18 protein-coding genes and 1 pseudogene are annotated in these 15,281 nt (G+C 44.4%); 18 read left to right on the top strand and 1 reads right to left on the bottom strand.

What is annotated here, in order from left to right:
- The first annotated feature begins 258 nt into the window (after positions 1 to 258).
- From FEFB_RS08680 to FEFB_RS01795, 9 genes are all read left to right on the top strand, one after another.
- On the top strand, positions 259 to 402 hold the full coding sequence (locus tag FEFB_RS08680; protein ID WP_161795084.1) for a hypothetical protein: 144 nt from the start codon (positions 259 to 261) through the stop codon (positions 400 to 402).
- Between the two features lie 38 nt (positions 403 to 440).
- The gene (locus FEFB_RS09135; protein ID WP_047974547.1) at positions 441 to 653 is read left to right on the top strand and encodes a beta-1,6-N-acetylglucosaminyltransferase; all 213 of its coding nucleotides are present in this window, start codon (positions 441 to 443) and stop codon (positions 651 to 653) included.
- A 49-nt stretch (positions 654 to 702) separates the two neighbouring features.
- The gene (locus FEFB_RS01815; RefSeq protein WP_152666218.1) at positions 703 to 1,071 is read left to right on the top strand and encodes a hypothetical protein; all 369 of its coding nucleotides are present in this window, start codon (positions 703 to 705) and stop codon (positions 1,069 to 1,071) included.
- A 201-nt stretch (positions 1,072 to 1,272) separates the two neighbouring features.
- On the top strand, positions 1,273 to 1,536 hold the full coding sequence (locus tag FEFB_RS08200; RefSeq protein WP_152666217.1) for a hypothetical protein: 264 nt from the start codon (positions 1,273 to 1,275) through the stop codon (positions 1,534 to 1,536).
- Positions 1,537 to 1,596: 60 nt separating this feature from the next.
- A complete protein-coding gene (locus FEFB_RS08675) occupies positions 1,597 to 1,740 on the top strand; it encodes a hypothetical protein (RefSeq protein ID WP_161795083.1) in 144 nt (47 codons plus the stop codon).
- A 331-nt stretch (positions 1,741 to 2,071) separates the two neighbouring features.
- Positions 2,072 to 2,659 (top strand): glycosyltransferase family 2 protein, encoded by a 588-nt coding sequence (locus tag FEFB_RS08195; protein WP_053068913.1) that lies wholly within the window; start codon positions 2,072 to 2,074, stop codon positions 2,657 to 2,659.
- An 18-nt stretch (positions 2,660 to 2,677) separates the two neighbouring features.
- Positions 2,678 to 3,598 (top strand): hypothetical protein, encoded by a 921-nt coding sequence (locus FEFB_RS08190; RefSeq protein WP_053068912.1) that lies wholly within the window; start codon positions 2,678 to 2,680, stop codon positions 3,596 to 3,598.
- 126 nt (positions 3,599 to 3,724) lie between these two features.
- Positions 3,725 to 4,693, top strand: a complete 969-nt coding sequence (locus tag FEFB_RS01800; protein WP_047974545.1) for an amidohydrolase family protein — start codon at positions 3,725 to 3,727, stop codon at positions 4,691 to 4,693.
- An 18-nt stretch (positions 4,694 to 4,711) separates the two neighbouring features.
- Complete coding sequence (locus FEFB_RS01795) at positions 4,712 to 5,290, top strand: uracil-DNA glycosylase family protein (protein ID WP_047974544.1); 579 nt, start codon at positions 4,712 to 4,714, stop codon at positions 5,288 to 5,290.
- Between the two features lie 134 nt (positions 5,291 to 5,424).
- Here FEFB_RS01795 and FEFB_RS08405 read toward each other — a convergent pair.
- A pseudogene (locus FEFB_RS08405) lies at positions 5,425 to 6,228 on the bottom strand (SLC13 family permease); the annotation flags it as partial.
- Between the two features lie 302 nt (positions 6,229 to 6,530).
- Between FEFB_RS08405 and FEFB_RS08945 the strand changes: the two are divergent.
- From FEFB_RS08945 to FEFB_RS01745, 9 genes are all read left to right on the top strand, one after another.
- The gene (locus FEFB_RS08945) at positions 6,531 to 8,132 is read left to right on the top strand and encodes a hypothetical protein (protein ID WP_047974543.1); all 1,602 of its coding nucleotides are present in this window, start codon (positions 6,531 to 6,533) and stop codon (positions 8,130 to 8,132) included.
- Complete coding sequence (locus FEFB_RS01780; protein ID WP_047974542.1) at positions 8,105 to 8,506, top strand: hypothetical protein; 402 nt, start codon at positions 8,105 to 8,107, stop codon at positions 8,504 to 8,506. Before FEFB_RS08945 ends, FEFB_RS01780 begins: the two co-directional genes overlap by 28 nt.
- Complete coding sequence (locus tag FEFB_RS01775) at positions 8,503 to 8,775, top strand: hypothetical protein (RefSeq protein ID WP_047974541.1); 273 nt, start codon at positions 8,503 to 8,505, stop codon at positions 8,773 to 8,775. The genes FEFB_RS01780 and FEFB_RS01775 overlap by 4 nt, the downstream gene beginning before the upstream one ends.
- 23 nt (positions 8,776 to 8,798) lie before the next feature.
- On the top strand, positions 8,799 to 9,356 hold the full coding sequence (locus FEFB_RS01770) for a hypothetical protein (protein ID WP_047974540.1): 558 nt from the start codon (positions 8,799 to 8,801) through the stop codon (positions 9,354 to 9,356).
- A gap of 45 nt (positions 9,357 to 9,401) precedes the next feature.
- Positions 9,402 to 9,593: a hypothetical protein gene (locus FEFB_RS01765; RefSeq protein WP_047974539.1), complete on the top strand. Its 192-nt coding sequence runs from the start codon at positions 9,402 to 9,404 to the stop codon at positions 9,591 to 9,593.
- Positions 9,556 to 10,716, top strand: coding sequence for a DUF1542 domain-containing protein (locus tag FEFB_RS01760; RefSeq protein ID WP_161795080.1), 1,161 nt, complete (start codon positions 9,556 to 9,558; stop codon positions 10,714 to 10,716). The genes FEFB_RS01765 and FEFB_RS01760 overlap by 38 nt, the downstream gene beginning before the upstream one ends.
- Positions 10,717 to 11,072: 356 nt before the next feature.
- Positions 11,073 to 12,377, top strand: a complete 1,305-nt coding sequence (gene hisS, locus FEFB_RS01755) for a histidine--tRNA ligase (protein WP_047974537.1) — start codon at positions 11,073 to 11,075, stop codon at positions 12,375 to 12,377.
- 3 nt (positions 12,378 to 12,380) lie between these two features.
- On the top strand, positions 12,381 to 14,165 hold the full coding sequence (aspS, locus tag FEFB_RS01750) for an aspartate--tRNA ligase (RefSeq protein ID WP_047974536.1): 1,785 nt from the start codon (positions 12,381 to 12,383) through the stop codon (positions 14,163 to 14,165).
- 233 nt (positions 14,166 to 14,398) lie between these two features.
- Complete coding sequence (locus FEFB_RS01745; protein ID WP_152666214.1) at positions 14,399 to 15,265, top strand: YitT family protein; 867 nt, start codon at positions 14,399 to 14,401, stop codon at positions 15,263 to 15,265.
- Positions 15,266 to 15,281 lie beyond the last annotated feature (16 nt).

Raw genomic sequence — 15,281 nt, 5'->3', positions numbered from 1 at the left:
CAACAATCGACCCATGAAGTTACATAACTACCAGACGCCACTAGAAGTTTTTCGGGGTTGTTCGAATTAAACTTGTAATCTGCCATTCGGAAACGTTTGCATATTCGAAAAGTCTTTTTCTTTGAATTTTATAAATTTATCTTGGCCGGGATGTTGAGTTATGGATTATTGCTTTGGTTGCTCAGAACAGATGTGGTGATTAACATTCGTTCGTTTTTTCAGGAAGAAATTTAAAGACAGTTTGGTGCAGGGGCGGTAATGATTCTTTTTAATCGAGGTAAACATGGTAAAGGTGAAAAGCAGGCAATTTTAATTCCTGCTCATCAGGTTAATGATGTTTTAAGAACATTAATTCAGCAATTTGATTCAATATTATTTGATATCTTCATTCATTTTGATTAAAAATTTTACACGGCATCATTGGGACAGGAACTACAAAGTTGGTACAAACCAGTCAAGTAAGCGTTATTGCGACGCAAAGTGTGACTTGGGCGGCGTCTTCAGTTATGCGCGCGGAACTTAATTTGATGAATCACGCATTTAATAGTGGTCATTATCGTTATTTTCATTTGCTTAGTGGTCAGGATTTAGCAGTTAAGAGTGCGACGACTATTTATATTTTTTTGACAATCAAGATGCCATTGATCGAGTAAGTTATCGCTATCCGTTGGTGGAAAGTATCGGTAAAAAACGTAATTTCTTTTGGATTCTACAAAAAGCTTGTTTGTTGTTTCAAAAGGGTCTACATATCAAAAATCAGCAGACCTTTCTTCTGGAAAATCAGCTAGCATATGCCTCACAGTGGCAAGTATGACCAATGAATTTGTCGAAGCATTGTTAATGCAAAAATCCGAATTGCAGACAATTTATCGGCAAGCATTGGTACCAGATGAAATTTATAAGGCAACTTTTTTAGTCAATAATACTAAACGTTTTACTTACCATAATCGCAATTATCGCTTTATCTGTTGTAATGGAAACCCGCCAAAGACCATTAGCCCCCCACAAGAGGAGCAAGAATTACTAGAGTCAGAAAACTTTTTTGCTAGAAAGTTTGCTTCTGAAAATTAGCTGTTAGAACTTATTCGGAAAGCAACTATTGAGAAAGAAGAGTTGGATGATCAAGTGGAGGCGATGTAAAAATGATTTTTGGTAAAGGCAGAGTATTTGAAAAGTAACCCATAAGTTGCTTTGATGGAGTAATTGTTATGTTTCAAGGTGGAAGAGAGGGTTAGTATGCTGAACAAATTTATTAGTCTTTTTCGAGTTTTCATGATGAAAATTAAGATTTCGGTTTTCAAGGTCAGTCATCCCCATAGTCTTGTTGTTGGTCAAAAATTACGATTTTGGAAACGGCTAAGTTTGCGAGCTGACGCAGGCGGTAAAATCAACATTGGTGATTGCGTATTTTTCAATAATGATGTGTCGATTAATGCTCGTGAGTTGGTAACGAGTGACAACCATGTGCTAATCGGTGAAAACGTGAAAATTTATGATCATAACCATGCTTTTGGTAAGAACTATCAAGGCGTGTAGCCAAATCTTTTTAAGACGGCACCGATTACGGTTGGTGACGGCGTTTGGATTGGCTAGAACGTGACCATTTTAAAGGGCGTAACAATCGGTTCCAGAGCAATTATTGCTGCCGGGACGGTCGTCAATCAAGATGTTCAACCTGATGTTATCTATCAGGAGAAGCGTAGTTTTCAAGAAATTCCCATTTATTATCGAAAGGACTAACAATGATTTTGCTAGTCCTTTTTCGTTACCTTTGTCTCAAAATCGAATTATTCGCAATAAAGACTGTAATCAGAGGCATAGTCGTTGAATATTTTTAAGAATGTTTAAATGTTTAGAGGAAGAAGAATCGCTATGGCACAAAATTCTACTACTACTGATCGACATTCGCTGATTTTTCGAACAAAACCAACGGTGTATCCCTTAATCTTGATTATCTGGGTAATCTTGATGACTTTTTTATGAATGGTACGTCTTTAAAGATTCCTATCGCCCAATTTGGGAGAGCAAGATACGCTGGGATATCTTACTTGTCTTAGTAAACTAAATTTTTGTGGGACTATTTTTCTTTTATGGTATCGGTAAGCTTGTTTTTGCTTTCCGTTATCGTCATATCAAAAAACGTGAGGCACAAGCCGAACAACGGATTTTGAAGATGCCACTCTCAGACAATTGGCGGCCAAAAGTTCAGTTACTTTACACCACCTACAATGACTTTATCCCATACGCATTGCAGCAATGTATGGAGCAAAACTATGAGAATACCGAAACGGTTATTCTCGATAACTCAAATGATCCGGAATACATCACAATGGTGGATCAATTTGTTAAAAATCATCCTGGCGTTAAATTGGTCCGTGACTCTAATAATAAACATGCCAAGGCTGGGAACCTGAATAATTATTTGAATGGGGTTGGCAAGGGAACATACGATTACTTTGTCATTCTTGATAGTGATGAACTATTGGAAGAACACTTCGTCGAGAAGTGTTTGAAGATGTTCTATTACGGTGATATCGGAATTTTGCAGTGTAACCACGTGAGTGGTCAGAACCATAATGCTTTTATGAAGACCTTCTCTCGGTCTGGAAATATCTTCTGGCCCGTGCAAAACGTTGTTCGTAGTGCTGAAAGTGGCTGATATCAACAGCCCGATACAATGAAACGGAATGTGAGTGAGGTCCAAGTCGTTCATAAGGGTGGAACGCTTTGCTTCGAATTGGGTCATGGTGTGATGATTTCTAAGGCTTGCTTTGAAAGTATCGGATCAATTCCCCACATGGTGGCCGAAGACCTGTGTACTTCGGTTGAAGCACTGTCACGTGGGTGGAACATCAAGTTTGCCTCACAGATTTATGGGAATGAGGCCTTTCCAGTGATCCTGACCGCTTTGGTTGTCCGAGCCCAGAAGTTCTGTGGTGCCAACCTTGAATTTTTGCGGGTTTACCATAAGCGCTTATTCTATAGTAAGGCCTTGAGCTTTTATCAAAAATTAGATATTCTATCGTTTACATTATCAGCACCAATTGGCGCCTTTCAGTATCTGAGCCTAATCTTAACTGGGGTGGTTTTCCCAGTAATGCATTTGCCAATGATTAGCCAGTTTGATTTCTTAATTTCGACGATGATTTGTTATGCAAGCCAGGCGTTGGTTGATACGATCTTTCAGCTGATACGTGGTGTCAAAATTTGGAGTGTTGTTCTTTATGAAATTCAGTCAGCCATTGTCTATGGTTCGTACTACTTTGTCCTAGTGATGACGACAATTTTCTCACTGCTCAAGCGGCCAGCCAAGTTTGTGGTAACGCCAAAGAGCCATGGTAAGATTGCCTGGGCTTACGCACTGCACGCACACTATCGGTCAATCATCTTTTCAGTAATCACGATTGTTGTTTGCTGGCACTTTTCCGATAGTCCATGGATTTTGTTGACGTTCTTGCCCGGCTGCATTGGCTTCCTCTTTGAGTTACAAGCCAATTTCCAAACCAAGGAAACCAAGATAACGAATGCGCTTTTGCGGCGTGAAAGTAAGTTGGCCCTAGTTGGTGATCGAAACTATCGTCTGGATTGTCGAGCATAAAGACTCTCCTTGGATGTAAATCAGATAAAAATAAGAGCAAACGGAAAAACCGTTTCCTCTTATTTGTTTGCTGGTAAATTGCGTTATACTGGTTTTAAAGTAACTTGAAGGGAAGGACAGCCTCCAATGAAGAAAATAGATGGACATGTGCATTTAATCCAAGAAATTGCCGGTTTCAATGGGAAGGGGTGCTTAAACGCCTTAGGAAATGGTGAGGCCATCTGGGACGATGGCACCAAGATTAAGCTGATTCCTGATGGCTGGGGTGATACTAATTTGACTGCGGAATCCTTTTTAAAGGTCATAGATGCTCATAGCATTGAAAAAGCGGTCTTGCTGCAGGGGAGCTTGAACGGCTATCAAAATTATTATACCTACCAGACGGTGAAGCGTTATCCTGAGCGCTTTATTGGCGCCTTTGCGGTGGACCCCTTTGCTGAAAATGCTCTGTCCATTGTTCGTCGTCATGTTGAGAATCTTGGCTTTCGGGCTATCAAATTAGAAATTAGCCAGGGTGGCGGCCTTCATGGCTATCACCAAACAACACCGTTCCGTTTGGATACAGATACGAGAATGGGGCAGATTTTTCATTACTTGGCTGACTACCCCTGCTTTACCGTGACGGTTGATTACGGCAGTGCCGAGCAAATTAGTCACCAACCAGAGGCGATTGCCATTTTGGCAGCTCGATACCCACAGCTAGACTTTGTGGTTTGTCATCTATCATTTCCGGATGTCCATCATTTGAATTTTTTGGAAAACACGTTGCGACTCTTTGCACCGCATCCAAATATTGTGACTGATTTGTCAGCGATTCAAGACATTTTGGGTGAAACTGAGCTACCATTTGAAAAAAGTCGGTGGGCGGTGGCATTGGCCAAAGAGGTTTTGGGCAGCAAGCGACTTATTTGGGGAACTGACTCTCCATGGTCTGCCGCCTTTAACTCCTATGAGGATTTAGCAGGCTGGTTGGAGAAGAGTGAACTGTTCACTGAGGATGAGTTGGCCGATGTCTATTACGGGACGGCTAACCGCATCTACTTTAAAAAAAGTGCGGTAGCAGCTGCCCGTCGGGCCAATGACCCACAAAATTAATTGAGAGGAGGCCGAGCGATGACCATTTTTGATGAAATTAAGGCCGATCCCGCTAATGCAGCCTACACCAAGGCCGGCAGGGATCCGATATTTAGTGCACCGGCTACGGCGAAGGTTTTAATTATTGGTCAGGCGCCGGGGCTGAAGGTTCAGGAAACCGGCATCATGTGGAATGATGCCTCCGGTGACCGGTTGCGGGATTGGCTTGGTGTCTCCAAGCAAACCTTTTACGAATCGGGGCAAATTGCCTTGATTCCGATGGGCTTCTATTATCCTGGTAAGGCCAAGTCGGGCGATAAGCCACCACGAAAAGGAATTGCTGAGAAGTGGCACCCGCGCCTGTTAGCGGCGATGCCAGACATTCAGCTAACGATTTTAGTTGGTTCGTATGCTCAAAAGTATTACTTAGATTTGCCAAAATCAGCAACCTTAACGGCAACGGTTAAGGACTTTGATCGTTTCTGGCCCAAGTACTTACCAATTGTTCATCCATCGCCCCGAAATAACATTTGGCTGAAAAAGAATCCTTGGTTCGAGGAAGAGATTGTACCGGACTTGCGAAAGCGAGTGGCACAGCTACTTTCGACTAAGAGCTGAGTGCATTAGATTTTCAGGATTAGGTAATCTAGTTGTTTGCTACTTCGACCGCAGGCTGATTTTTTAATAGTGTCATCACAAAAAAAGGATAGAAACACACGTTTCGAGTTTGAAAACGTGCGTTTCTATCCTTTTTAGATTTGCCTATAAACCCAAACGAGGGCGATGCTGATAAGTAAGAAGAGAAGGTTCCAACCAGTAAAGATGGTGAGAAAATGGCGGGCATCTTGGCGAACTTGGCGGTAGGCTAATAAATTCGCTAGTGAAGCAACTAATGTACCGAAACCACCAACTGAAACAACTAGAAAAAGTGCCACTTTAAAGGAAGTAAAGGGGGCAAGTAGTGCTGCCGTTGGGACGTTGGAGAGAACTTGGCTGGTGAGGGCACCCGTGATAAAAGTCTGCCAGAAGGATTGGCCGGCCCATTTTAAGAATGTGGCGAGCTGAGGTAAGCGGATGAGGGCGCCGACAATCAAGAAAAAGTTGGCGATGAGCCAGACGACACCACAATCAACTGTGGTCAGTGACTGGTGGTTGATTGTAATGGTTAAAATTAGGGACATGATCAGGCCGAAGACGGCAGGTTTCAGGCCTAATAGGCTGGAGAGGACAGCCAGGGAGCCAAGGACTAAGTAGGTCAAGGTTCTTTTTTTGATTGGAAGTGTTGGATGTTCTTGTCGGATTAATGGTTCCTGATTTAAACCGATTAGTCCGAGTGGTAGGGGGAGTAGGCCGGCCAGCAGAAGAGTGGCTGTTGGCAGAAAATTGTTGAGTGGCCAGTGGTAATAGGAAAGGAGGTAAAGGTTTTGTGGGTTGCCAAAGGGGGATGCGGCCGAGCCGAGGTTGGCGTAAAGCGTGATGAAGGTGATGGTGCGGGCGACGGGAAGGTCGATCTGGCGCGTGATGACAAAGAACAAGGGGACGAGGATCAAAATCGTGACGTCATTGCTGTGACCAGGTACTGACCAGGATGAGCAGGGCGGTCAGGCTGAAAAGGGGTGGCAAGTCGAGACTCTGCCAGGAAAACTGGCGGCCGATGGCCAAGAGAAAGACAATAACGGTAGTTAGGATAAGAAGATAATCGTGGGTTATTTTTTTGAAAATGAGGGACATAGCGATTGATTTGGGGCAAAATAATTTCCGGATATATGATAGTTATAATGCTAATAATATTACTTTAACGAATGCAAATTTCTAACAGGGCTATAACTGGGGTGATAACGATAATCAAGACGAGTCATTGGTTCGAATTGGTGTCGGTCAGTACACATCGATGGCTGTTAATAATATCAGCTCAACCATTTACCAACACTTAAATGAGATGACAGTCGGTGATAATGTTACCTGGTCGCAAAATGGTTTTCAGCGTTTTATCTATATGCCTGATAATTCTGGCGTTCAAAACGCTGTTTTTACCTTTGGTCAAAACTTTGATTTAATTATTCCAAAGACGACACAGCCATATTCAATTTACTTAGTCAACAATACTAAGATGATTTTTAACGCCGGAGCCCAGGTCGATATTAATCAATACTATCCTGATGTGGTTGTTTATTTAAGTGGTAGTTCATCCATTCAGTTTATTTCACCAAAAAAGTTGCACTTAGTAATGTTGAATACGAATGGAACACCAGCTAACAATGGCTATGGTGTTATTTATAATTTTGGCTCAGCTTCACCTGCGTTTACGATTAATAATTCGAGTTTGTCATCGTGGACCGGTTATGATGCTTCTCAGAAAAATCCAAATGGCGATGTTAATGGCCAGTTTTCTCAATTAATTATCAATAATTCGGCCAATGCTTACCTCGTTAATTCAGATGGTAGTACCACGTCGACCAAAATTCTTTCCAACCAATCACGTGAAATTCAGACCAATTCCATTGCTCCTGGAAATATTTACGTGCAATATGTTGATTCTAATGGCAACAATATTGGTAGTCCAAAGCAAATTACTTTACCGGATGGTGCTTACATTGGTCAATTTATCAACTTGAAAAGTAAAGAGGTGGCTCAAACAGATATGCCCGCTAATTATATGTGGGCTTTGGGTAACCAAGTATATTCTGGTGTCAAGAAGGACGCTCAATCTGGTGGTGACTCATTAACCCCAAATGACAATGGTGACAGTGATACAGGTCAGGCAAATGTTGCTATTGTACCTGTTTTAGGAACAAACTTTACTTACAAAGTTTATGTTTACGGTCAACCTGAAACGACTTCGTATGAGTATGTTGATAAGAATACTGGCAAGATTATGCCGTCCCAAAATGCAGGAACCGCTGCTCCGGTTTCATCAAACTATGGCAATATCATCGATTGGACCAATTCTTACTATACGAAAGATGGTGTTCCAGCTGGATACCACATCTCAACGACGGCTACGCAACCAACGACGATAACTGTTGGAACAAGCAATCCGACAGTTCAGTTATATGTTGAAGGAAATAGTCAAACCGTTACACCAACTTATCAAACTGATGGTGGCCAGACTTTGTCTCCGGCTTCACCAATCACAATTAGTGGTATTACGGGTCAAAATGTCACGATTCCGACAGAACCAGCTGTCGATAATTATGAAATCAGTTATGTCTTAGTAAATGGTCAACAAGTCGCTCCTGGTGCCACCCTGACGTTGTCTATGTTTACAAGTCATTGGATAGCTCACGAACTGCTGCCGAAGCAGCCATTAAGCAGATTAATGCTTTGCCAAACATTTCTGATGCTGATAAAGCGACGGCGGTTAACAAGATCAAGGCTGATCAATCAGCAGCCATTAGTACTATTCAAACGGCTAAGTCTAAGGATGTTGTGGTGGTTGCCCAAAATTCTGGTGTGTTGAATATCCAACGGGATGCCGCTGCGGCAGTCATCGATAGCGATGCGAATGCTCAAGTTACCCAAGTGCAGGGGATGACCAACATGTCTTCCGATGATCAGACAGCTTTCCTGAAACAGATTGAAACTCACCGAAATAATGTAAAGACTGATTTGTCAAATGCTACTAGTGCGGCTGACTTACAAACTAAGATTAATGCGGCTAATGTCACCATGACCCAGGATGGGTCACAGGCTGAGCTGGACGACTATGGTCAAAGCGCTTTAAAGCAGGTTAACCAAATGCCGGACTGTCAACGGATTAGTTGGCCCAAGCGGCTAAAGATATTAACCGTGCCGTTGCCAATGGTCAAAACAACATTGGGACTAAGAGCTTGATTGATGATGTGTTGGCAGCTTTGAAGGCCGGTGAGAATGACGTTGATAACGTTAAGAATGGTTACAAGGGTCAAAGTGATACGGCGATGAGCACTGCTAAGACCAATCAATTACTGCCTTGGGTCAGTTTGAAACGGACGCTAAGGCTAAGATTGTTGCCTTGTCACGATTGTCAGATGATGCTAAGTAGGCTGCTGACAAAGTCATTGATCAACAAGTCGCAACTGCTACCACCAACATTAATAATTCAGCCAATACGGAACAAGTAGCCGAAGCGCAAATTAATGGTCAAGTGACCGTTAGTCAAACGGTGGCTAATTCGACCTTTGACAATGATGCGTTGATTGCAACAAACAAGATTAACGCATTGTCCAACATTGATGCAACTGCTAAGACAGCTGCTATTACCAACGTGCAGAATGCTCAAGCAGCAGCTAAGCAGGCAGTTGCTGCCGCAACCAACACGAACGATATCACGGCTGCCCAGGCTGCCGGTCAAACCAAGGAAGCTCAAATTGCTAGTGATGCCGTCTTGGATGATGCTGCCTTGCAACAAACCAATATTATCGGCGCCTTGAAGAACTTGGGTGATAACCAACAAAAGGCTATTGACCAGGTCAATGCCGACCGTGATAGTGCCAAGGCTAAGGTCGCTGCCACGACCACACCAGCTATGGCACAGTCAGGGGAACAAAATGTTGTCCTAGTGATTGCTCGCGATGGGGACCAAATTGTTTTGGCAGACTATGCTCAAGCAGCGCAGAACCGAATTGCGGCCTTGCCTGATTTAAAGGATGACCAAATCAGCCAAGCAACGGCGGGGATTACGAACGCCTTGCAAACTGGTTAAGGTAACATTACGGCTGCTCAGCAGGTAGCGGCTGCCACAGCGGCTTTGCAAAAGGCCGAGGGTATTATTGATAGTATCACGGCTACTGCTCAGACCAACAGTGACACCACTGTTAACAATGCTAAGAATGATGCCGATGATGTCATTGATAAGGCCGTCGCAGATGCGCAAGCCGTTGTGCAAGGTTTGAGTCCTTTGAGTGACCAGGCAACTCGTCTTGCAGGTAATTACGAATGACAAAAACGCTGCGATTTTGCAAAGCGCCAAGGAAGGCGCCATTGCAGCGATTACAAAGGTTAACCAAGATGTGAAAACGGCCATTGGTAATATGAAACCACTGGATCCAAAGGAAATTACAGCGTACCAGGATCAAGCTGATAATGCCCTGGCTACTGCGAAAACTCAAATTGATCAGGAAACGACGGTGAGTGCCGTCAACGCTGATCAAACGAGTTTCACTAGTCAAATCAACGGTATCCAGGATGCTGCTACTTTGCAAAACACCAAGGAAGATGACAACAATCAGTTGGACCAGTATGCGCAAAATGCAAAGAATGCCATTGCGGACAAGACGGGTATGCCGGATTTGAGCGATGATCAAATCAATCAAGCAAATGCTGAGATTGATGCGGCTGTCAAGGGTGTTCAAGGTCAAATTGACGCTGCCAAGGACACCGATGGTATTGCAAAGGCTTTGGCAGATGGTAAAGCGGCTGTGGATGCTGTGCAGACAACTGCTCAGACAAACAGCGATACAACCGTTATCAAGGAAAAGAATACTGCCAACAATGTCATTGATGATGCCGCCGCGAAGGCTAAGGCAGCAATTGCTAATGCGACGAACGGAACGGACATCACAAAGGCCCAAAATGCTGGAACGGATACGTTTGACACTGATACTGCTAATGCTCAGTTGAAGTCAACCAAGGAAGCTGCTGATGCTGAATTGACGAAGTACGGTCAAGCGGCCAAGGATAAGATTGCGGCAATGCCTGATTTGACTCCAGACCAGATTAAGCAGGCTGATAGCGATATTGATGCGGCTGTGAATGCCGGTCAGGCTAATATTGACGGTGCAGCGGATGCCGCTGGTGTGGCGAAGGCTTTGGCAGATGGTAAGGTGAACGTTGATAAGGTTCAAGAGACCGCTCAGACGAACAGTGATACAACGGTTGCCAAGGTGGCAGAGCCTGCGCCAACTCCACAACCACAACCTGCGCCAAAGCAAACGCCTGTCTTACCAATGACTAGTCGTTTGCAGAAGCATCACACTGATACGTCGTTATTGCCATTAGTTGCACTTGGTTTGCTAACGCTCTTCAGCGGCAAGCGCCGTCGTCAACATGATGATAAAAAATAAGGCAAATCAACTTGTTTCAAGTATTGACAGTTATTAAAAAACTGCTAAACTTAGAAATAGATTAGCCGATGAGCAGGAGAAGATGAAACTTGGACAAAAAGCGATTTGACGGTTGGTGCAAGTCAGACAATAGTTTCATTAGAAGACACCTGGAAGGTTGCTGTTAACCCAGCCGTTTATCCGCGTTATGGATGAAAGCGTGTTGATACACGAAACTAAGGTGGTACCGTGCTCGAAAGCGCCCTTAACAACTTTGCCGATTTGGCAAGGCTGTTAGGGGCGTTTTTAATTACTAATCGTTTTTAACTATTTTAATGATGATAATGGAGGAGACGCATTGGCGTCGAATAGATGAGATGGGAAAAGCTAATTTTCAACGGCCCAAGGGGACCGCGGACTTATTTGAAGAAAACGTGCACGAATGGCAGCACATCGAACAACAAGCGCGGAAGATTTTTGCCCGTTATGGTTACGGGGAAATCAGAACACCGATGTTTGAAGCCTTTGACGTCTACGCTCGTTCGGCCGGTGACACTTCCGATGTCGTGACCAAGGAAATGTACGACTTTAACGACAAAGGAAATCGCCACATGGCCTTGCGTCCTGAAGGAACGGCCGGTGTCGTTCGTGCTTATGTTGAAAATAAGCTCTTCGGACCAGAGCACGAAAGTCCATACAAAATCTTTTATATGGGCCCAATGTTCCGTTATGAACGTCCACAAGCTGGGCGCTTCCGTCAATTCCACCAAATCGGGGTTGAGGCGTTTGGCTCAAAGGAACCAAGCCTGGATGCCGAAGTGATTACGATGGTCGTTAAATTCTTGGCTTCATTAGGATTAAAGGGTTTGAAGGTTGCCTTGAACACTTTGGGCGACCAAGGTTCACGTCAAGCTTACCGGGATGCACTGGTTGCTTACTTGCAACCACATGCAGATGAATTATCAAAGGATTCACAGACTCGATTGGAAAAGAATCCTTTGCGAATTTTAGATTCTAAGGATGAAAACGATCAAAAGATTGTTGCGGATGCGCCAACAATTTTTGATTACTTGTCAGAAGAATCAAAAGCTCATTTTGCCGCGGTTAAGGGTTACTTGGACGACTTGGGCATTGATTATGAAATCGATCAGACCATGGTTCGTGGCTTGGATTATTATAACGATACGATTTTTGAGGTGATGACGACGGATCCAAACTTGAAGGGGGCTGCAACCATTGCTGGTGGTGGTCGCTACTCTGGTTTAGTTGAGGAATTTGGCGGACCAGAAACACCAGGAATTGGTTTTGGTTTGGGTGTGGAACGATTGATTTCACTTTTGCAGGCTCAGGGACAAGCGGAGATGAAGCCGGCTGGGCTTGATTTCTACCTTGTGCACATTGGTGAGGATACGCAAGCCAAGACGCTTGAATTGGCAACGGCGTTGCGTGATTTGGGTTATTCTGCTGATTTGGACTTTACAGGTCGGTCAGTGAAAGCACAGTTCAAGACGGCTAACCGTCGTGATGCTCGCTTTGTGATTACCTTGGGTGAAAAGGAAGTCAAGACAAATCAGGTTCAGATCAAGGATATGGCAACCGGCCACCAAGCTGATTTGGACTTGGCCAAGGTTCAAGACGACTTGGCAGGGATTGTGAAGGTACTGGAAGCAGAGGAGGAATAAGAAATGAAACGAACGACTTATGCTGGTTTAGTTGATGAGCAATATATCGGTCAAACGGTGATGTTGGCTGGTTGGGTACAAAAGCGTCGTAACTTTGGGGATTTGGTCTTTATTGACTTGCGCGACCGCGAGGGAATTGTTCAATTAACTTTTTCTGCTGCAAACCAAGAAGCCCTTAATGTGGCTCAGGGTGCCCGTAACGAATATGTTTTGGCTATTGAGGGTGAAGTGGTTGCCCGTGCAGATGGCCAGGAAAACAAGAAGATTAAGTCTGGTGGTATTGAAGTTAAGGTAACCAAGGCCGAGATTCTTGCAGAAGCCAAGACGCCGGTCTTTGATATCGAAGATGGTGTGAACGCTGGGGAAGAATTGAAGCTCCAGTACCGCTACTTGGACTTGCGCCGTCCAGAAATGCAAAAAAACTTGCGTGTTCGATCAAAAATTATGGCTTCTGCCACGCATTTTATGGACCAAAACGACTTTATCAATATTGAAACGCCATACTTGTCCAAGTCAACGCCCGAAGGAGCCCGCGATTACCTGGTTCCTTCCCGAGTTTATCCTGGTTCATTCTATGCCTTGCCACAGTCACCCCAGCTCTTCAAGCAACTCTTGATGGGCGCCGGTTTCGATCGCTACTTCCAAATTGCTCGTTGTTTCCGAGATGAGGATTTGCGTGGGGACCGTCAACCTGAATTTACACAGTTGGATATGGAAACTTCCTTTATGTCAGCTACCGAAATTCAAGAATTGGTGGGCCGTTGGGTTCAACAAATCATGAAGGATGTTGTGGACTTCGACTTAAAGCTTGAGGACATCACGCGTTTGACTTGGCAAGAATCAATGGACCGCTTCGGTACTGATAAGCCGGACTTGCGAATCGCCTATGAAATCCAAGACTTGTCAGAAACGGTCAAGTATTCTGATTTTGGCGTCTTTGCTAACGCCGTGAAGGACGGTGGGGTCGTCAAGGCCATTGCCGTTCCTGGTGGGGCAGACCACTATTCTCGTAAGGATATTGACAAGTTGGGTCAGTACATCGAACGCTTCGGTGCCAAGGGCTTGGCCTGGATGAAAGTGACGGACGATGGCTTGAACGGCCCAATTGCTAAGTTTTTTGCGGACGAAGTTGGTGAAGCCATTTTGGCAGCCAGTGGTGCCAAATCAGGAGACCTCTTGCTCTTCGGTGCTGGTCGCGCTGATGTTGTTGCTGCTTCATTGGACTACTTGCGTCGCCAGACGGCTACTGATTTGGACTTGGTTGACCAAGAAAATCCTTGGCGCTTTGCTTGGATTGTGGACTGGCCATTGTTTGAATACTCAGAAGACTTTGACCGTTGGATTGCAGCCCACCACCCATTCACGATGCCAAACGAAGAAGACCTGCACTACTTGGATGAAGGCGAAGACCCACACAAGGCCCACGCCCAGTCTTATGACTTGGTCTTGAATGGTTACGAATTGGGCTCTGGCTCAATCCGTATTCACCGGACAGATATCCAAGAAAAGATGCTGAAGGCGCTTGGCTTTACGAAGGAATCAGCCAACGAGGCCTTTGGTTTCTTGCTTGAAGGAATGGAATATGGTTTCCCACCAATGGGTGGAATTGCCCTTGGATTAGACCGTTTGGCAATGCTCTTGGCTGGCCAGGACAACATTCGTGAAGTGATTGCCTTCCCGAAGAATTCAAAGGCTACAGAGCCGATGACAGAAGCACCAACACCGGTTGCTGGTGCGCAATTGCTTGAACTCGGTTTGGAAGTACCAGCTTCTGCCGAAAATAAGTAAAAACTTAACAAAGCGGTATCAGACTTGATTTGATACCGTTTTTTACTGATTTTTTAATTAAAGTTATCTGTTTTTTATAAAATTACCCTTCAAATATTTTCTAATCTTGTTAAAATATATGTATCGAACGGCGGATTTGCGTCGTTAGGCTAAGGACCAGGCTTTTAAGTTGGTCAAGAGGGTTAGGGATTAAGGATTGGTCGGACCGTTCTTAGTTGACCTAGCAAAACACAATGATACGGAAAATAGGAAAAAATCTCGATCACTACTATCTCCATCAAGTTGTTGGAGCGCTCTTTTATGCCATTATGTTATCACTGGCGTTGAATTACTTTTGGCTGCCTGGGCATGTCTATTCGTCTGGTTTTACCGGGTTAGCCCAATTGGTTGACACGTTAACCGGTGGAAAGATTAATGTTGCTTGGGCGATTGCTTTGGTGAATATGCCACTTTTGCTTTTGGCATGGTTTACCCTGTCGAAGCGCTTTGCCATCTTCACGGGCATGGCGGTTTTGCTCTCGGCAGCCTTTGTGCCGCTGTTTGCAACTAAAACTGTCTTGACGCCGGATCCTTTGATTAACGCTATCTTTGGTGGTGGCATCAACGGAATGGCTGTTGGAACCGCCTTGCGTTGTGGTGTTGGTACCGGCGGATTGGATATTATTGGAATGGAATTGAAGCATCAATTCCGAATGAAGGTTGGCTCAGTCAACTTGGCCTTTAATGCCTTGATTATGGTTGGTGCCGGCTTGACCTACGGTTGGCAATACGCCCTCTATTCCATCATCGGTGTGGTTGTTTCGGCCCATTTTATCGACTTGTTCTATACTCACCAGCAACAGATTCAAGAAATGATTGTGACGAATAAGCCGGAAGAAATGACGGACACAATTCAAAACAAGATGCGTCGTGGTGTCACGATTATCGATTCTGCTCACGGTGGTTATACCGGTCGTGACCGGTCAATCTTGCTAACAGTGGTAACCCAACACGAGTTGCCGGAACTGCGGCACGCCATTAAGGAAGTTGATCCAAATGCCTTTTACTCTGAGTCAAAGGTTGAGCATACGGGTGGTCGCTTCTACGAACCGGAACCATAAAGTATTTAAATAAAGC

Origin of the sequence: Fructobacillus sp. EFB-N1 (assembly GCF_001038455.1) — a bacterium.
Lineage (GTDB): Bacteria > Bacillota > Bacilli > Lactobacillales > Lactobacillaceae > Fructobacillus > Fructobacillus cardui.
This window is presented reverse-complemented; position numbering and strand designations above follow the sequence as displayed.